Source organism: Sphaerospermopsis sp. FACHB-1194 (assembly GCF_014696235.1).
Lineage (GTDB): Bacteria > Cyanobacteriota > Cyanobacteriia > Cyanobacteriales > Nostocaceae > Sphaerospermopsis > Sphaerospermopsis kisseleviana.
This window is the reverse complement of the sequence record NZ_JACJPU010000001.1, coordinates 243621-262430: the sequence shown is the minus strand read 5'-3', so window position 1 is coordinate 262430 and position 18810 is coordinate 243621. Positions and strand designations below refer to the sequence as shown.

The window sequence follows — 18810 nt, the reverse complement described above, 5'->3', positions numbered from 1 at the left end:
ATCTAAACGCTGCAATTAATTTATCGCGTTTGGCTAAAGCGTGAAAGTCTACCGAGGGATAACTGCTCCCATGCTCCCGTTGAAGTAGAAAGTAAAGTCTAGTTTTGTCTAGGTTTTATATAGCAGACAATAACCTAACCAAACAAATTGTTAACATGATTAATTTACTAAGAAGTCTTAAACATAGTATTTTTGGAGGAATGCCTTAAAAAAAACACGTACATACAACAGTGTTCAATTAGCTGAAAAATTAGAAAGCGATCGCTTTGTTAAATTGAGTCCCAACAGGTTAAGACGGGTACTCAAAAAAATGGTATCAATCACTTTTATCATAGATATGAAATCAACCAATATTCAACATACAAAACATCTTGTGTCCCCATTTGATCGTTGTTTGAAGAATGGTCACCGAAATGGAATTCTATGGTTCACTGGATTATCAGGATCAGGTAAAACAACATTGGCTCTCGAATTAGATCGGATTTTGTTCCAGAAAGGCTGGTATACTTTTGTCCTTGATGGTGACAATATCCGTCATGGATTATGTGCTGACTTGGGATTTTCTGCTGCTGATCGTGCGGAAAATATCCGTCGTATTGGCGAGGTGGCCAAACTTTTTGCGGATTCGGGTTGTCTAGTGATTACTGCTTTCATTTCACCTTACAGGAAAGACCGGGATCAAATACGTATTCTTGCCGGAGATCTGTTTCATGAAGTATATATTGCAACTCCAATGGAAATTTGTGAACAACGTGACCCCAAGGGTCTCTATGTAAAAGCACGCCGTGGAGAAATTGAGTCTTTTACGGGAATCAGCGCCCCCTACGAACCACCGATAACACCAGATTTACTGGTGGAAACTTCGGAGCTTTCTGTTGAGGACAGCCTACAACAGCTACTCGAATACGTGAGAAAGAAGTTCACTTTCACTCAGTAGGAGTCTTTTAAAAGCTCTTCTCTCTGCTCTTTAGATAGATGGTTTTTTGCTGGCATAATTCACGGGGCGATCGCTTGATTACTTAATTTCCTATTATACAATCTGGCTGCACGACAGCTTAGTCCATCGGTAGACTTGAATTTTAATAATTAATCAATTATGAACTGGAAGCTAACAACTGGGAAGTTAATTAAAGCGTGGCAAGATTATCCAAAACAACGACAGAGAATTGCATGGGTTCCCACAGGTAAGCCAATCTTGGTTACGGGAACCCATCGCAGTGGCACAACCTGGTTTGCTAGTATGTTAGCTGCTTCCGGGATTTGGTATATTCATGAACCCTTTAGTCCTCTGAAGCAACGCTGGAAAGAATGGTTAAGCTATCAATCTCCTAAGTATCCATCGCCTGAAGTTGACCGGTTAATGACTTCAGTACTGAATAATCAGTTTCCCGAATCAGTTCATATCGCCAATACCGATCACCCCTTGATGCCGCTGCGATTGTTTCCTTCTCCGTCACAACGCATCATGATCAAAGATCCCTTGGCTTGTTTGATGACAGAATATTTAACTAAAAATTTTGATCTAGAAACACTCATTCTTTTTCGCCATCCTTGCGGGTTCGTCGCCAGCATTCGCCGTTTAGGTTGGCCCTGTGGCGCGCCTTTGAAGCGATTCTTACAAAATTCCGATTTGATGGCGGATCACCTTCATCCCTACCAAGATTTGCTGGAGAAATACTGTGATGAGGATACAATCTATTCGGCTACGGTTTTGTATGGTGCGCTGACTACCGTATTATGGGATTGCGTGCAGAAAAAGATTGGCAAACCACTGTTTTTTGAGCAACTGTGCCAAAATCCCCTTGATGAATTTGCCAAGATATTCGAGGATCTTAATTTGCCCTATGATGACCAAGTGAAAAAACGACATCAGCACCTATGTTATGGAGAATTACAGGCTATTGAAAATTATCATCCCCATGCTGTGGCTAGAAATAGCCTAGCAATGGCCTATACTTGGAAAGATCAACTAGAAGAAAGGCAGATTAACCAGATTAAAAATATCTGGAATAATTTTGGTATATCTTTATATGTAGACCAATAGAAAATGGGGGGGGAGAAGACACTGAATTTTTAGATAGTTTACGCACTTGCAAAATATCTGAAGGGGGTAGTTGCCTTTCATTCACCTTTAGCACCCCTCCGCTCCCAAAAAAGCCAACGGCGATCGCAATAATCAAATTCTTGTTCAAAAAATGACCTGTTCATCTCAGGTTCGGATTAATACACTCAAGCAAAAAAATGAAATGCTATAACATTGATGTATATCGTCAGCAGGTAAGTCAAGACTCGATTACCGTCAGGTTCCAAGACCAAACTTTTAACTTCATTTTTGAACCGAGTTTAAAAATTGGTCAGGAGTTTGTTCTGGGACTTTTTGCAAGCAAAGCAGTCTTATCCAATGAAGTATTTCGCTATCCAAGAAATCGGCGCATTGCTATGTTAACAGAAAGTCCAATTGATTATTCTTACCAGCATATTGCCCAAATTGTCCGCAGGTTTCCCATTGTCTTCACACACCAACAACACTTACTGGATGTGGGAAAGCCTTTTAAACCTCTAATATTTGGAACCAATTGGCTAGGCATTAGAAATGAGATAGACTCAGAACAGATTTTAGCCGAGCATCCACCAAAATCAAAATTAATATCATTTATGGGGAGTTTAGCTCATCCCGATGATGGGGCTTATAAATTTCGTCGAGAAATCGCCGATCTGTGTTTAACTGCAAATAATGTTGAGTGCTTTGGTAAAGGAATTAATCCTGTACCAGGGAAACGAGAGGCGATCGCCCCTTATTATTTTTCGATTGCCATGGAAAATGTGGCTAGTAATTATTACTTTTCTGAAAAACTTGTTGATTGCCTGCTTTTAGAGACTGTTCCCATTTATTATGGTTGTCCTGAGATTTCTGAATTTTTTAATCCAAAAGGGATACTGACTTTCAACACCAAAGAGGAACTAATATCAATTTTAGATAACTTATCTCCAAATCTTTACGATGAAATGTATCCATTTTTGATTGAAAACAAACTTAAGGCTATTCGAGAGAATTGGCATAATCATCAGGGTTTACTCTCACGTTTATCTTCTCAAATTCCATTAAATCTTCTAAATTCAAGTCAGCGCTATCTAAATCGAGAATCGTATTTACGGTACAAAATTACCCTAAAAAGCCGCCAATTGTGGGAAAATATCCAAATCAATTTAAATTAAATGAATATGCCAATTATTATACTTTTCCTTTTTTTAATAACTGCTCTAGCAATTCTATTTGTTGGGCTGTATAGCAAGATACGAGATACTTACCTGAGAGTATTCCAGATAGAGTCTAAATTACTCAAACAAGAAAAGCAGTGTATTAATCTTAGTCGTATTGCTTGTCTGGCTGAGGCTCGCGCTCGAGTACCAAATTTTTGCAGTCAGCTTTCAACTTATTCTCAACATGGAGAAGAACTATATATATGGCAACTGCTTGACTTTAAACTTGATGGCTTTTTTATTGAGATTGGCGCTTATGACGGAATTAGATTAAGTAATAGTTACTTTTTTGAGAAAATTGGTTGGAAGGGAATCTTAATTGAAGCCCATCCTGAATTAGCTAAACAGTGTAAAGTCAATCGACCTAATTCTATTACCCTCCATACAGCATTAGGAGAAACAGACGGTGGTAATATTAATTTCTCTGTGGTTACAGGTAAGGGGGGGGTTGACACTCTAAGCTTTGTATCAGCAAATGATAAGCAATTACAGAGAATTAAATCCGCAAAAGGAATAATCACAACAGTGGATGTCCCTTCACGTAACTTGGATAGCATTTTGAAAGAGTATGAAATAGACAATATTGACTTTATAAGTATTGATGTTGAGGGAGTAGAAATAGATGTTTTAAAAGGAATTAATTTTTCTAAATACAAGCCAAATTTACTAGTCATAGAGGACAACTCTGGTGGCTCTGACAAATCTGTTTCCTGTTATATGCAACAATATGGTTATGTGAAAATAACAACTATTGGTTGTAATGATTTTTATCTATTGAACATCATCTGCAAATAAAATTATGGATCTGATTAAATACTATATCCGCAAGATTAAACAAAAATTTAAATTAAATCTTGTTCCTTCAAGGCCAGTCCTAGACTTGATTGATTTTGGTAGTAAAGAATGTGTGATTTTAGATGTGGGCGCAAATAGAGGAGGATTTGCTGGCAATATTCTTTTACACGCTCCCCTTGCTACTGTTCATTGCTTTGAGCCAAATCAAGAATTATATTTAGAACTCAAGAATAAAGCAACGCTTTTTGGGCGAAACTTAGGAAAACCACGTTGCCATGTTGTCGGGGTTGGAGTTGGTGAAAATAATGAAAAGCGAGAGTTTTTAGTGAGTAAATTTCATCCTTCCAGTTCCTTTTTACCCACGGCTGAGGCAACCAAAAAAGGTTGGAGTTATATTGATTTTTCCGAACATAAAAAGTACTATGTTGATATCATTCGCTTAGATTCTTATCTTGATGAGCATGAGATTAAGGATGTTAAATTACTTAAACTTGATATTCAAGGATTTGAGCTATATGCATTAAGAGGATGTGGTGAAAGAATTAAGGATGTTGAATACATTGTTAGCGAAATTCAATTCATCCCACTATACGAAGGTGCTCCTATTTGGACAGAAATTGTCGATTATCTAAGATTATTTGATTTTCAGCCTATTTTGATGGATGGCTTTTGTTTTGATTCTGAAGGGAACCCATTACAAGCGGACATATTATTCTCTCGATCAACTAGTTAAATTTAAATTGAATATTTTATCTATGATCAAACAGGAATTAGTTTCTGTTATTATTCCTACTTTTAATCGCTATCAGTTGCTTAGGGAAGCATTACATTGTGTGCTAGCACAAAGCCATTCTTACATTGAAGTAATTGTAATTGATGATGGTTCTACCGACAAAACCAAGGATCTAGTAATTTCTTTGTCAACTACTGACACAAGTGTAATTCAATATATCTACCAACCAAACTCCGGCCAGGCGATCGCCAGAAATACCGGTTTAGCCCATGCTCAAGGAGAATTTATTCAATATTTAGACTCAGACGACCTGTTAGAACCGACAAAATTACAGCTACAGGTCAAAGCCCTCCAAGAAAATCCTGATGCTGGGGTAGCCTACGGTATTACCCTACGCAAAAACATGGTGACAGGTGAAATTAAACCCTGGGCGAGAACAAACGAAAAAATTGACAATATTTTTCCCGACTTTTTGCCCCAACGAGGCTGGGATACCAATGCACCTCTGTGGCGACGTAGCGTCTGCGATGCTATCGGTCCGTGGGGTAACTTCCGCTGTATGGAAGACTGGGAACACGATCTCAGAGCCGGGATGTTAGGAGTCAAAACCGTCCATGTGCCGGAAGTTGCCGTTATTGTTCGAGACCATCAAGGCGATCGCTCCAGTGGGATGAAAACAGGGTTTACCCCAGCCTTGACCCGTGATTTCTTCCGCTCCCATAAATCTATTTGGCTGCGGATGAAATCCCAGGGCTTAACTGATTGGAGTTATCTAGAACAATTTTCTCGTAAAATGTTCTGGATTGCTCGACTATGCGGCGAACGACAACTGATAGCAGAAGCTAAGGAAGCCCTCAGCTTTGCCAATGAGATGGTTGCTACCCACCATGCACCTTGGGAAATTAGAACCTTCAAAGCGTTAACAAAAGTCTTGGGTTGGCCAAGAGCAGTAACCTGGACAGAAGCCTTGAAAAAAAGCCGTTAGATGTCGGAAAATATAAAAAACTATTACACTAAGAATTACATGAATATCAGCCAAACAATCGCCAAAATTTGGGAGAAAGTTCTTAATATACAAGATATTAATCCCAATGATAACTTTTTTGACTTAGGGGGATCTTCACGGGAAGCTCTTGAGATTTTGTATGAGGTAGAATTACAATTAAACATCAAACTTTCTATATCGAGTATATTCTCAAACCCATCACTAGGAGAATTTTGCTCATATTGTTCAAAATTTAGCAGTGTAGAGACTGAAAATACTGTTATAGAGCAATCTATCGCTTGTCACTACTTCTATCCATTAGTGAGTGGACAGCACCATATTTCTCCATTTTTTGCCTTTGCTTTTGCACCCAATTTTGAGGATCAAAGGCCGGTTTACTACTCTCCTGGAATTTATGAAAAAATACATGGAGTTAAGGAAAATCTAAAATTGGGGGATATATATAATATCGTTGACTCTTGTGTTGAAGAAATCATTAAGTTAAATCCAACAGAGGACTACTTATTAGGAGGATTCTGTCATGGATCATGGATTGCCCTTTCTATTGCTAACAAGCTTATTGAAAAAGGTAAGAAAGTTGTGTTTCTGGGGCTAATTGAAAGTTATCCTCGTAAAGAGTGGTTTCAATCAGGTCAAAAAAACATACAAAAATTAGATTATAAAAATCTAAAAAGTAAGCTTGTTGATTATCTATACGTTCTCATAAAAGTCTCACTACCACTGTTGGATATCATTAAACCAGTGAAAAAAAACCTTTTAAACAGAATCTATCTCCGAGAAAATATCAAAAATTTTCGTCAATTTGAAAAAGAAACTTTTGATATGAATATCAATTGTAAATGCCATCTTTTTGTTCGTTCAGAATTTGGAAATAGCTTGTTAAATATGCAACTGTATCATCATCAGTGGTCTACCACAGTTAGCTCTGTAAACATTTCTATCATTGGCTCAGACCATATGGGAGTTAGAAATAATTCACAAACTAACTTGTTAGCATCACAAATGATAAAAAAGTTTATTGAAGAAATTTGACCTTTGCTGATTACTATTCCAGAACTTACGCAAAAGGGAACGAAAGTAGGGGTAATACCCTTCGGGAAGCAAGCTACATGAATTACCCCTACGCAAGAATAAGGTTTTCAGTCACATCTTGCGTAACTCCTATATTCAATAAAATCCCACATTACTAACAATTAAACCCTTAATAGACCTATGACGTTAGATCTGATTAATCTTATTAAATCTAAAAAAACCAGCATTTTTTATGACATTTCATTAGCTACTTCATTTACACTTTGGGACTTGATTGATCCATATACTATAATTGAAGAATTTCCCAAAAAACTCGCATTTTTATATTTAGATAACTCTATTATATCTGTATCCGCTCTTCTTGGTTTCTTGAGTCGAGGTCAAACTATTGCCTTATTTAAGGATAAACTAGCTTCTGATTTAAAGTTAAAGCTAGAATATGATTTCCAGCCTCATTTTATTTACGACAATACTCGAAACTTTATTGATGGTTTCCAGTTATTAACTACTCTACCTAATAGCCGGGAATCTAAAATTTTCCTTAGACTAGAACAAAACAAAAAATACACAGTTTCGCCACATATCGATGCTTTAATAAGCACATCTGGATCGACTGGCTCACCTAAACTTGTCAAGCTTTCTCAGAAAAATCTTCTAGAAAATGCGCTTTCAATCATTGATTACTTACCCATCGAATCCAGTGATATAACACCTTTGAATTTACCCCTAGACTACTCTTACGGACTGTCAATTTTAACAACTAACTTAATTTCCGGTGGAACTATTATTTCCTCTTGCAAAAATAATATTGACAAGAGGTTTTGGTCTGATTTTACTGAATTCAAAATGACGAGTTTTGCAGGGACTCCGCCTTTATACGAGATGCTTCTGAGTCTTGGCTTTCTAAGCACTAATTTACCCAGTCTTCGCTATTTTACTCAGGCGGGAGGAAAACTCAAAGCAGATATTGTGAACACCCTGGTTGAGTACTCAGATATGAATGGCAAAGACTTTTTTGTAATGTATGGACAAACTGAAGCATCTCCTAGAATGTCTTATATAAAGCATTCAGATTTAAAGCATAGACCAAACTCAATAGGTAAGCCTGTTAAAAATGGTTCTTTTGAAATTTACCCAGAAACTAAAGAGTTAATTTTTAACGGACCAAACATTTTTGGTGGATATGCGTCTTCCTATTCAGATTTAGATACTTTTTTGTTTCAGGAGTCTCTAAATACTGGAGATATCGCACGAATGGATGAGTCAGGATTCTATTACATCGTAGGTCGTAGCAAACGTTTTATCAAGTTATTAGGAGAAAGAATAAATCTAGATGAAATTGAACATATTTTATGTAATCGTTTTCTTGATAAAACCTTTTTTGTATGCCTTTCTCAAGCAGATGAAAAGTTGTTTATCATCATGAAAATAGGCTGTGAAAATCTTAAGAGTCAAGTATGTGATTACCTTTATAAAAACTTGAGAATTCCCACACAGTATATTGACTTCCTGTTTTTGGAATCCCTTCCCCTAACGCAAAATGGCAAAGTTGATTACACCCATTTAAAATCTTTATTACATACTTAACTGCATTAATAAATAATGTAGCAATTCTGATTAGGTTGTGAAGAATGATTCAGTGCTACTCTTGCTATATCCTATATATACAGTATAGCAGATGCGGGACATCCTGCTAATAATTAGCACCCTCTTAGCTGCCATCAATCTATGGCAACCCCCAACCCCTTGGTTGCGCCAGGGTAAAATTTACGTCTCTCCCCAGGGATCTGACTGGAATCTAGGCAACAGTCCCCAAAGGGCTGTTAAAACTATACAACGGGCTGCGAATATGGCCACACCGGGAGAAGAGGTAGTTATTTTACCCGGTATCTATCGGGAAGACCTGCGGGTTCGCCGTGGGGGAACACCCAATCGCCCCATTACCTTTCGCGCCCAACAACCGGGAACAGTAACCATCACTAATGCTGTTCCACCACAGGTAACCCAATATCTAACCTGGCGATCGCATGGCAATGGACTATATTCAACCCAGACCCCTTGGCCTATCTACTATGCCCTGTATAACGGCGGTGTTCTTTATGATGTTCGCTGGGGGGGAATAGAAAGACTTAAAACCTTAGTAAGTCAACCCAACTCCTACGGTGCTTTTACCTACGATAGGGAAACAAAGCGTTTTTATCTTTTTCTACCCCATGGAGAAATACCAAATAATCAAAAGCTAGTATTTCACCGAGAAATTCCGTCACCGCGAGAGTGGGGCAATAGTCGGGTGGCCAATATTTGGCTAGAGGCACAACATCTAGTTTTTGACGGTCTACGGTTAGAACTTGGCGTTGGTTCTGGCTTTTTGCTGTGGGATAGTGGTTACATTACTATTAAAAATACTCTGCTCACAGGCGCTGGCACAGGAATTAGTGCTTCACCTCACATCAATGCACCATCCCATCTGGTAGTTGAATATAACCTTTACCATAATTATCCCCAATACAACTGGCTAAAGAATTGGCTTCCCTGGAATGAAGTATACGCTCACTACTCAGACTCTACACTGATTTCTGCAAGTTCTCCTAATTTAGTGATTCGTCATAATGTAGTTAGCCATGGTGGTGATGCCTTGCAGATTTCCCCCCATCTGGATAAACCCGGGCAGAATGGGGCAAATATCTATGGTAATCTTTTAATGTATGGTACGGATGATGCGATCGAAATGGATGGACCTGCTGAAAAAGTTCATTTTCATCACAACCTAGTTTACGACTTTGAACAAAACCTAGGATTAAGTCCAGTTTTAACCGGGCCAGTTTTAGTAGAAAATAACCGATTCCTGCATCCTGCTGGTGGGGTCAATGGCTCCCAAGTCAAGTTACTCAATCCTTGGTATAAACCCGGTTCGCCCAATAATCAAAGCCCGATTCAAAATATTCAGATTCGCAATAATACCTTTGTTGGGCGTTATCTTGCCTATTGGGGTCCACCTGTTAAAGATGTATGGGTGGAAGAAAATCTCTTTGCCGTGGAAGGGATGAAAAATCCCCCTTGGCATCCCCAGGTCACAGTTCGCAATAATAAAATGATTACATTACCCCAGGAATATCCTAACCCCGATCGCCATGCCATTTTAGTGGGAGCATTAACCGGACGTAATTGGGGGGCTGGTTTAGGAGTCATTTTCACAGTCTTATGGTTGCGCGTTTTTCCTCAACACATAAAATCCAATCCTGTGTCTCGACTAAACTAAGTTAACCCTTTTTTGAAGTACCTGGAGTTCCCAGATGAAACCAATTATTGCCTTACTTTCCCAGTATGGAAGACTAGGAAATAGATTGTGGACTTACGCAAATGTCCTTGCTTATGGCATGAAACATAATTTTAGTGTGCACAATCCCAGTTTTTACAACGATTCAAGATTTTTTAGTGGTATTAATGAAAACAATATTCTCAAAGAAGTACTTCCCATCTTTTCAAGAGTTAATGATCGAATCTCTATCTTTGATTCTATCAAATTAGATAATGGATATTTACTTGATTTAGATCATGTCACTTCCGACAATTTATGCAGGAAATATATCGTGTTTTTACATGGTTTTTATTTTTCTGCTCCAGAATGCCTAAATCAATTTTCCACACAAATCCGGTCGTATTTTACACCTAAAGATGCTATCGTCAAGCAAATTCACTCCCTTATCTACCAAGCAAGAAAACAGTGTGATATCTTGATTGGTGTTCATGTAAGACATGGAGACTACAAAGAGTTTTGCGATGGAATAATGTATTACAATTTGGAAGAATACGTTGCTATAATGCGATTACTCAAAGAACAGTGTCCACATCAAACTGTCTCGTTTATTGTTTGTTCAGATGAATATCAAGATCTATCGTCTTATTCAGATTTACAGATTTATCAAGGTCATGGAGGTGTCATTCAGGATCTCTACACTCTCGCTCATTGTGACTTTATAGTTGGACCTAATAGCACCTTTAGCCATTGGTCTTCATTTTGGGGTAAAGTACCTTTGCATATTCTTAATTATAAAGCCGAATATCGGTATGGGTTTAAACCTCTCTACAATCCTCAATTAAACACAGATTTTCAGTGTTTTAATCCTCAAAGTTTTGGTCGATATGCAAAGGTTCACGTTACTCTAGATGAAATCTTCAAAGGGAACTAGTACCGCTTCGCGGAAGTCAAAAGTCAAAAGTCAAAAGTCAAAAGTCAAAAGTCAAAAGTCAAAAGTCAAAAGTCAAAAGTCAAAAGTCAAAAGTCAAAAGTCAAAAGTCAAAAGTCAAAAGTCAAAAGTCAAAAGTCAAAAATAGTAGGTCGTAAGCTTTTTAGCGATTGAGAATGGTTGGTTTATTTATGCCATGCTGTACTAGAATCCTTCTCAACAACTATGATCTAAATTTTCTAGAATCAAGCTTACCAAATCAAAGACTGATTTAACCACAAAAACTAACTAATTGCAGAGTTAAACACTATGAAAATTATTCCATATCTGGTCAAAAGAATCTGGATTTTTCAAAAAGTTAGGGAATTTTATTATTGGTTATTAAAAGGTATCCCCCCCGTTTCCTATGAGCCGGTAAATAGCAAGTTACTCAGGTCTCTTATACAAAAGAAAAACCCTGTCATTCTAGAAATTGGGTGTAATGATGGTACTCACACTTTATGGTTTTTAGAGATATTTGAAAATCCCTCCATATATTGTTTTGAACCTGACCCAAGAGCAGTTGTGTCTTTCAAAGAAAAGGTGGGGAATCATCCGAATATAAATCTTTATGAAATTGCCCTTGGTATGTCTAACGGTAAACAAAAATTTTTCCAGAGTAACAGAACTGATAGTGATTGGACGTGTTCTGGATCTCTAAGAAAGCCTGCGCAGCATATAAACTTACACCCTAATATTACTTTTCCGAGCAGTATTGATGTTTCGACTTTCACCTTAGATACTTGGTGCAGTGCTAACAACATAGGCAATGCGGAATGTCCGATTGATTTTATTTGGATGGATGTTCAAGGATGTGAAATTGACGTTATTAAAGGTGGTGAAGTAGCATTAAGAAACACTCGATTTTTATACACAGAATACTCTGACACTGAGTTGTATGAGGGGCAAGCTAATTTACAGCAGATAAAAAAATATCTCAAAGCAATTCAACTAGTTATAATTGAAAGATGGCACTCAGATGCTTTATTTAAAAATGTTTCTTTCCGTGATAAATAATGAATTTTAAGACACTCCTTGTAAATAGGACTTACGCAAGATGTGACTGAAAACCTTATTCTTGCGTAGGGGTAATTCATGTAGCTTGCTTCCCGAAGGGTATTACCCCTACTTTCGTTCCCTTTTGCGTAAGTCCTGGTAAAGTAGGAATTTATGGAAACAATATAGTCAAGGATGAATTGCTACGCCAAATTTTGAGTAAAGACAACTTATCGTTACTAAAAAATGGTAGCACACAACTATATACAGCAGTTTCCGTTATTATGAGGTACAGATATTAATGATAAAACCCTTGTAGCGCAGGTATACTTCGACATAGTTCGACTCCGCACTTCGACACCGCCCTTCGACACCGCCCTTCGACACCGCCCTTCGACACCGCCCTTCGACACCGCTCAGGACAGGCTCAGGACAGGCTCAGGACAGGCTCAGGACAGGCTCAGGACAGGCTCAGGACAGGCTCAGGACAGGCTCAGGACAGGCTCAGGACAGGCTCAGGACAGGCTCAGTACAAGTCGCTCAGTACAAGCTCACTAAACTCTCAGTACAAGTCTTGCCCGCTCATTGTGTACCTCATGTAGATGGAATTTGCTGTATAATTTAGTTTAGTGTTACCTTATTTGTTTGGAGATTATCCATGAGTTATTTAGGAAAATTATTGGAAGGAAATTCTGAATATGTCCATCTTCGTTCTATGTATCATTACTACAAGAAGTATGTGCAGTGGCGTTTTGATGGTTGTCCAGTCCCCCCCCCCGCAATTGTAAAACATTGGGCTATAAAACACTATGCGAGTAAATATCGAATCAAAACATTTGTAGAAACTGGAACTTATATGGGGAATACAATACAAGCTGTGTCTCGCAATTTTAGGAGTCTCTACTCTATAGAGCTTAGTGAAGAACTTTATCAAAATGCCAGATTGAAGTTTGCAAACCAGCCTCAGATAAGTCTTTATCAAGGCAATAGTTCTGTTGTTTTACCCCAAATTATTGAGAACATTGAAGAGCCAGTTCTATTCTATTTGGATGCTCACTATTCTGGTGGCATTACTTCCTGTGGTGATAAAGATACCCCTATTTTAACTGAATTAACAAATATTTTAAATCATCCTTTAAAGCATCAACATATCATTCTGATAGATGATGCCAGATGTTTTAATGGGTCTAATGATTATCCCGATCTCAGCGATCTACAGCAATTCATACTGGGAAGTAAAGTCTACCAGTCCTGCTATGTATTAAATGATATAATTCGTATTCATAATGATTAAAGAATAATATGACAGGGTTTCCAAAAAATGAGGGGATATTATTACCAAATGTTTCCGTTGTTATGAGCGTCTATAACGATGCTCAGACGGTTAAAACCTCAGTAGACAGTATTTTGAACCAAACCTTCACAGATTTTGAATTCATTATCATCAACGACGGTTCAACAGATGAAACAGGAACAATTTTAGATCGCCTAGCCAGTCAGGACTCACGAATAAAAGTGATTCACCAAGAAAATACTGGGCTAACCCAGTCCTTAATCCGGGGGTGTAACCAAGCCCAAGGTGAATTCATTGCCCGTCAGGATGCTGATGATTACTCCTACCCGCAACGTCTAGAGCTGCAATTGGCTAAAATCCAAAGTAGTCCACAGATTGGTATGGTTTCCTGCTCTACCCAATATATCGGACCCGAAGGAGAGCCACTGACCATTATTCAACGATCTGAAAGCCCTGAAATAGCCACCCAGGAATTACTTCATCGCCGCCAGGGTCCGGGTGCCCATGGTAGTGTTTTGTTTCGCAAATCAGTGTACAATGCCGTCGGTGGTTACCGCCCTGATTTCTATTTTGCTCAAGATTCAGATCTATGGTTAAGGATAGCAGAAAAAGCCCAGTTTGCCAGCCTGTCCCAGGTACTATATCTTCACCGCAGGGAGATTAACTCCACCTCCGGTGTTAATCGTGCCATACAATCTCGATTTGGAGAACTGGGTCAACTGTGTAAAACCGCCCGTTTAAACAGCCAATCAGAATCTGTTTATCTAGAAGAAGCAAAACAACTACGCAGCCAACTCCTGGCCAACAAATCGCCAAAACATCCTCCCGACCCCTTCGCTGTTGCTCAAGCTGCCTATTTTTTGGGTTCTCAATTACTAACCAACGGCGATCGCCGAGCAGTTAACTACCTATGGCAAACAGTAGGTCTGTGTCCCTGGCACTGGAAAGGATGGTTTCGTTTGGGGCAAAGTATTCTGCAATTTCCCTTTGCTAAAGTCCACACAATACCCTATTGATGATGAACTCTCCTTTACGCATTCTGACAGTTGCCGATACTCCTTGCGATCCTAACTCTGGAGCCGCAGGAACAGTTTATTACACCAACCAAGCATTGAGAGAAATTGGTCATGAGGTGGATGAAATTTGGGCTGATGATTTAGGACCCAGGCGCATTGCTCACGGTAATCTCCATTCCTTGTTAGAGCAACCTAGAGCCTACCGCCGGGCTGTTATGAAGGCAACTCGAGCTAAACAATACGACTTAATCATTTTGGATCAGCCTCAAGCTTACCTTGCTTGTAAAGCACTAAAACAGAGTAATTTTCCGGGAGTGATTTTAAATCGGAGTCATGGTGTTGAGTTAAGAGTTAATCAGGTATTACCAAAATGGCATCAGAAATATCATATTCCTGAATCTCGTTATCCTCCCTTGATCACATATACTCTCCGAAGTTTGCTAGATCGTCAGTGGCAAGAGGTGATCAAATATTGCGATGGAATTATAGTTAGCTCAAGTTTGGATGAGAAATTTTTGACTGATTTTCTCAAAGTTGATCAAGGTAAAGTTTGTTTAGCACCTCAAGGATTGTCCGATGAATTGTTAAACCAGCCAGAATTGATAGACACCGATACATCTCCAGTAAAATGGTGGAATTTACTCTATGTGGGTCAATTTGCCTTCATCAAGGGTTATTTTGTTTTAGCTGAGATTATCAACCGTGTCTTAATTAAAAATCCAAATATCAGGTTTACCTGGGTAGCTTCTGCTAAAGATCATGGGAGGATAAAAACCTTAATTTTGCCCGATATACTTGAGCGTGTTCAGCTTTTAGACTGGATGTCCCAGTCTCAACTTAAAGAAACATATAGCCAGCACGGAATATTTATTTTTCCCAGTTTTTATGAAGGATTTGGCAAAACACCCTTAGAGGCTATGGCTTGTGGTTTATGTGTTGTTGCATCAGATGAGGGAGGAATGCATGATTATATTGATTCTGGCAACAATGGTTATTTATGCCCGGTGGGAGATGTTGATGAATTTGTAGAGGTGATTAATAATTTGATATTAGACCTGGAAAAGACAAAGAACATTGCCCGTGCTGCAAAGAGATTTAGCACCAGTTACACCTGGAAATCTCATGCATTTCAGATTCTTGAATATTTAAAGTCTTTTAAACAAAAATAAGTGGATGAAAAGTTACAAATTAAGTTCAGATCAACTTGAATGGAGTAATTGTCCAGAGTTTGTAGAGTTTCCCTTTGTTTGTCGCCTGTGGCTTTGGTGGTGTTCAAGAGGTCCCAAATCAAGAAAAGGGGGAACTATTGGAGGAAACAAAATATTTGATCTAATCAAAGTCTATCTTAGTTTGTTTCCGGTCTCATCCAACAATTTACTACCGGTCAAAATAAACAAATGGAATTTATTGATTGTTGTTGACCTGTTGGATTTTGAAATATATCAGCATACGATTCCGTCTATTTCCAATAAATACAGCGGATTTCAGCTGCAAGAAATGTTACTGACCCAAGGTGACATTTTTTTTGACATAGGTGCCAACCATGGTATGTTTAGTTTATATGCGTCAAGACTAGTTGGTTCAGAAGGACGAGTTATTGCCGTAGAACCCCAACCACGTCTAGCAAAAGCCTTAATAACTAGTAAGGAACTTAACCAACTACAGCAAATATCGGTTTTTGAGACAGCAGTGGGAAATCAAAATGGACAGTCCACATTTTCTATTCCCAAACGGTCATCGGGTGTTGGATCATTATTTAAAGAACATACTAGTCAATCATCCACCACGACTCAGATTAGTGTTGAAATGAAAACCCTTGACAAAGTTGCACAGGAGACTGAAATATCCCAACTTGATCTGATCAAAGTAGATGTTGAGGGAGCCGAATTCATGGTGTTTCAAGGTTCTCAATCAGTCCTTTTGAAGTACAAGCCCTTCCTCTGGTTTGAAATAAATCCCGATGCACAACGTATCGCTGGTCTGAAATCAACGGATCTCTTGAATATTCTGAGAAATTTCGGCTACTGTAAATTTTATCAAGTATCTAGTCTAGTTCGTGGCGAGTGTGTAGAGCCACAAGAATTTCCCAAACTTACAGATGTACTTGCGGTTCACGCCGAACGCATTTCTACATTTGATGCATTAAAAAACTCTTTCTCGCAGAGGTCTATTTCTCATGTTTAAAAACAACCCATTGTTATAATATCTTACTTACTTAGTGGCTATTCAGCCAGCCTTGACACAAACAACTTCTTCTGAGTCAAAATGTTTGATTAAGTATGCCAAAAATAAAACTTGCCTGGTAGAAATCCGCATTTGGCATGGAGTTAATACCAGAAAACTTAGAGAAGTCATGAATACCCAGGGAACCATCTATGCAATTGACCCTTTTGAGACGGGTAAGTTGGGAATTTCTTGGCAAAAGCTGATTGCTCATTCTGAAGCATCTAAAACCCAAAATGGCAATATCATGTGGTTAGAAGAGTTTTCCCATAAAGCAATTGAGAAATTTAAGCAGATAGAGACTCAACCTATAGACTTCATGTTTATTGAGGGCGATCATAGCTATGAAGGAATAAAAACCGACTGGATACTCTGGTCACCTTTAGTTAGATGTGGAGGAATAATTGCATTGCATGATAGCCGATCTTATGAAGGAAGAAACATCGATCACGTTGGTGCTGCCCAGTATACACAAAACGTTATTCTCAAAGATGAACGATATAGAGAAGTTGATCATTGTGACTCATTAACAGTCGTCCAGCGAGTTTCTTAGGTCAAAACGGTAATCGTTGAAAATCCCAACTATCAGGGTTCCCTGGGTAGGTATCTTTGTTTATCCTGGTGTACTATTTGGCGGCGTTGCTTTAGCTTGGCGATATGTTTCCCATGTGATCTGGATATTACCCATAGGTTCCCTGGTGTTTATGGGATTACCATTTGCAGTAGCCTTACTAGGGGGATGGAGTTTAATTCCTCTAAGTATATTCAGTATTAGCGCCACTATCTTTGTTTACATATTATATTGTTCCCAACAAGATTGACCGGTGATGAAAACCCTACAACTGTCAGGGGCGGGAATGATTCTGGTTGTTGGCAATTCGCATCCTGGATTTCTCTTTGTCCAGTGAATCCTATAATTTTTCCCTTCCTGTATTTATAGTCATGATACCAGTAGGGCAAAGATGGTTGTACAAAGCTAGGGAAAGTAATCGCTGGTTGACAGTTGAACCTTTACCCCTAACATTGGCCGTGGTAGCAGTCCTAGCTTGTGGCGCTGCTAAGATTTCTTCCGGGGTGATACTAGCTTTATTTCTCATCCTCTGTGGGTTTATCCCGAAAATGTGGCCTCTAAATCAACAGAAGTGGCGATATCTAGGACTGTTACTAGCTTTAGGTATCGCTTTTTTTGTGGGATGTTTAGCCTTAGCCTTTAACTTTAGTGCTGGAAATCTGACTAACATCTTTTATCCTTTTCACTTTGCACGCGCTTACAGAAGTCAGTTTATTTGGCAAAATATCGTATTTTTAGGGTTAATCATCCCATTCTACTGGTTGCAGAGGAATCAAGAAAAATTCCTGGTGCGATCGCAAGTGATCATCCTCACAGTGCTATTTTTAGCATCTCAACTACCAGGGGTTTTACTGGAAATCGGCGGGGGTTCAGCAAGTTATTTTGTGCAACCAGCGCTGTTAGTCACATTATTATTTACCTTGGCTGCTGTAGCTGACTATTGGTCAGTCAACCGCCAAACTGGTTTTCTGTTCATTGTAGATCCCCTAGACTATGAAACTAAACCTTTGTCACCTGTTATTAGTTGGGGACTGATAGGGTTAGTTTTAATTTTCTCATTGTGGAGTTCAACACCGGAAATTTCTAGCTACAAGGATAGGGGGTTAGGGTTTGCGAGTCAGTTAGTCATCACTCTAGATCAGTTTTCTCCTCAGTCAGATTCATTGACTGATCTAAGAGGATTAAGCAAACGCCAGCGTCAGTCACGGTTGTTACTCTTTCCTCCCAGTGTGAACTGGGAAATACTCAACACCAAAACCGAGTTAGGTTACATCCAAGGGGAACTTGCTAAATTAACTGAATCCAAGAAATTATCAACAGATGACAACTTAGCCATTCATATTTCACATGACTTTTCAGACTTTTGGCAACCCAGAGGCGCAAGAAATTGTTGGGATAAATCTTTTGTCATTCCGGCAATGACTGGATTACCCTTGGTGAATGGAGTCCGAGGTGAGAATAGTGACTGTGATTTAACTAAAAATTATGGTATGGCTGAATATAGTAAAGAGTCTTGGAATCGTCCACTTTCTCAGGAAGATATCTGTACTAAGTCCACTAAATTAGGGTTTAATCAGGTGTTGAATGTTTCTCAGTCACAAATTCAATTATACTCCTGTAATGGGTTCGACCAGAAGTAAATTATCTGTGGGATAGC

18 protein-coding genes are annotated in these 18810 nt (G+C 38.8%); 17 read left to right on the top strand and 1 reads right to left on the bottom strand.

Translation table 11 applies throughout. The features are described from left to right. The first annotated feature begins 310 nt into the window (after window positions 1-310). From cysC to H6F45_RS01150, 16 genes are all read left to right on the top strand, one after another. Window positions 311-937 carry an adenylyl-sulfate kinase gene (gene cysC / locus H6F45_RS01225; protein ID WP_242052540.1) on the top strand — a complete coding sequence of 209 codons (627 nt, stop codon included), beginning with the start codon at window positions 311-313 and terminating at the stop codon, window positions 935-937. 159 nt (window positions 938-1096) lie between these two features. Then, on the top strand, window positions 1097-2044 hold the full coding sequence (locus H6F45_RS01220) for a sulfotransferase (protein WP_190346243.1): 948 nt from the start codon (window positions 1097-1099) through the stop codon (window positions 2042-2044). Between the two features lie 395 nt (window positions 2045-2439). Then, window positions 2440-3216, top strand: coding sequence for a glycosyltransferase family 10 (locus tag H6F45_RS01215; RefSeq protein WP_190346242.1), 777 nt, complete (start codon window positions 2440-2442; stop codon window positions 3214-3216). A gap of 6 nt (window positions 3217-3222) precedes the next feature. Then, window positions 3223-4056, top strand: a complete 834-nt coding sequence (locus H6F45_RS01210) for an FkbM family methyltransferase (RefSeq protein WP_190346241.1) — start codon at window positions 3223-3225, stop codon at window positions 4054-4056. Window positions 4057-4060: 4 nt separating this feature from the next. Continuing rightward, entirely contained in the window at window positions 4061-4789 is a 729-nt protein-coding gene (locus H6F45_RS01205; RefSeq protein ID WP_190346240.1) for an FkbM family methyltransferase, read from the top strand. A gap of 7 nt (window positions 4790-4796) precedes the next feature. After that, a complete protein-coding gene (locus tag H6F45_RS01200) occupies window positions 4797-5774 on the top strand; it encodes a glycosyltransferase family 2 protein (protein WP_190346239.1) in 978 nt (325 codons plus the stop codon). A gap of 39 nt (window positions 5775-5813) precedes the next feature. After that, complete coding sequence (locus tag H6F45_RS01195; RefSeq protein ID WP_190346238.1) at window positions 5814-6827, top strand: phosphopantetheine-binding protein; 1014 nt, start codon at window positions 5814-5816, stop codon at window positions 6825-6827. A 180-nt stretch (window positions 6828-7007) separates the two neighbouring features. Continuing rightward, a complete protein-coding gene (locus H6F45_RS01190) occupies window positions 7008-8414 on the top strand; it encodes an AMP-binding protein (protein WP_190346237.1) in 1407 nt (468 codons plus the stop codon). 91 nt (window positions 8415-8505) lie between these two features. Next, window positions 8506-10086, top strand: a complete 1581-nt coding sequence (locus H6F45_RS01185; RefSeq protein ID WP_190346236.1) for a right-handed parallel beta-helix repeat-containing protein — start codon at window positions 8506-8508, stop codon at window positions 10084-10086. A gap of 34 nt (window positions 10087-10120) precedes the next feature. Then, entirely contained in the window at window positions 10121-11017 is an 897-nt protein-coding gene (locus tag H6F45_RS01180) for an alpha-1,2-fucosyltransferase (RefSeq protein WP_190346235.1), read from the top strand. Window positions 11018-11323: 306 nt separating this feature from the next. Next, window positions 11324-12070: an FkbM family methyltransferase gene (locus H6F45_RS01175; protein WP_190346234.1), complete on the top strand. Its 747-nt coding sequence runs from the start codon at window positions 11324-11326 to the stop codon at window positions 12068-12070. Window positions 12071-12707: 637 nt separating this feature from the next. Then, a complete protein-coding gene (locus tag H6F45_RS01170; RefSeq protein WP_190346233.1) occupies window positions 12708-13343 on the top strand; it encodes a hypothetical protein in 636 nt (211 codons plus the stop codon). An 8-nt stretch (window positions 13344-13351) separates the two neighbouring features. After that, the gene (locus H6F45_RS01165; RefSeq protein ID WP_190346232.1) at window positions 13352-14359 is read left to right on the top strand and encodes a glycosyltransferase family 2 protein; all 1008 of its coding nucleotides are present in this window, start codon (window positions 13352-13354) and stop codon (window positions 14357-14359) included. Continuing rightward, window positions 14359-15528: a glycosyltransferase family 4 protein gene (locus H6F45_RS01160; RefSeq protein WP_190346231.1), complete on the top strand. Its 1170-nt coding sequence runs from the start codon at window positions 14359-14361 to the stop codon at window positions 15526-15528. The genes H6F45_RS01165 and H6F45_RS01160 overlap by 1 nt, the downstream gene beginning before the upstream one ends. Window positions 15529-15532: 4 nt before the next feature. Further along, on the top strand, window positions 15533-16543 hold the full coding sequence (locus H6F45_RS01155) for an FkbM family methyltransferase (protein WP_190346230.1): 1011 nt from the start codon (window positions 15533-15535) through the stop codon (window positions 16541-16543). A 34-nt stretch (window positions 16544-16577) separates the two neighbouring features. After that, window positions 16578-17135 carry a class I SAM-dependent methyltransferase gene (locus H6F45_RS01150; RefSeq protein WP_347237696.1) on the top strand — a complete coding sequence of 186 codons (558 nt, stop codon included), beginning with the start codon at window positions 16578-16580 and terminating at the stop codon, window positions 17133-17135. 60 nt (window positions 17136-17195) lie between these two features. On the opposite strand, the gene H6F45_RS01145 is transcribed toward H6F45_RS01150, so the two are convergent. After that, a complete protein-coding gene (locus H6F45_RS01145) occupies window positions 17196-17363 on the bottom strand; it encodes a hypothetical protein (protein WP_190346228.1) in 168 nt (55 codons plus the stop codon). 161 nt (window positions 17364-17524) lie between these two features. On the opposite strand from H6F45_RS01145, the gene H6F45_RS01140 reads away from it, so the two are divergent. Continuing rightward, window positions 17525-18793, top strand: coding sequence for a hypothetical protein (locus tag H6F45_RS01140; protein WP_190346227.1), 1269 nt, complete (start codon window positions 17525-17527; stop codon window positions 18791-18793). Window positions 18794-18810 lie beyond the last annotated feature (17 nt).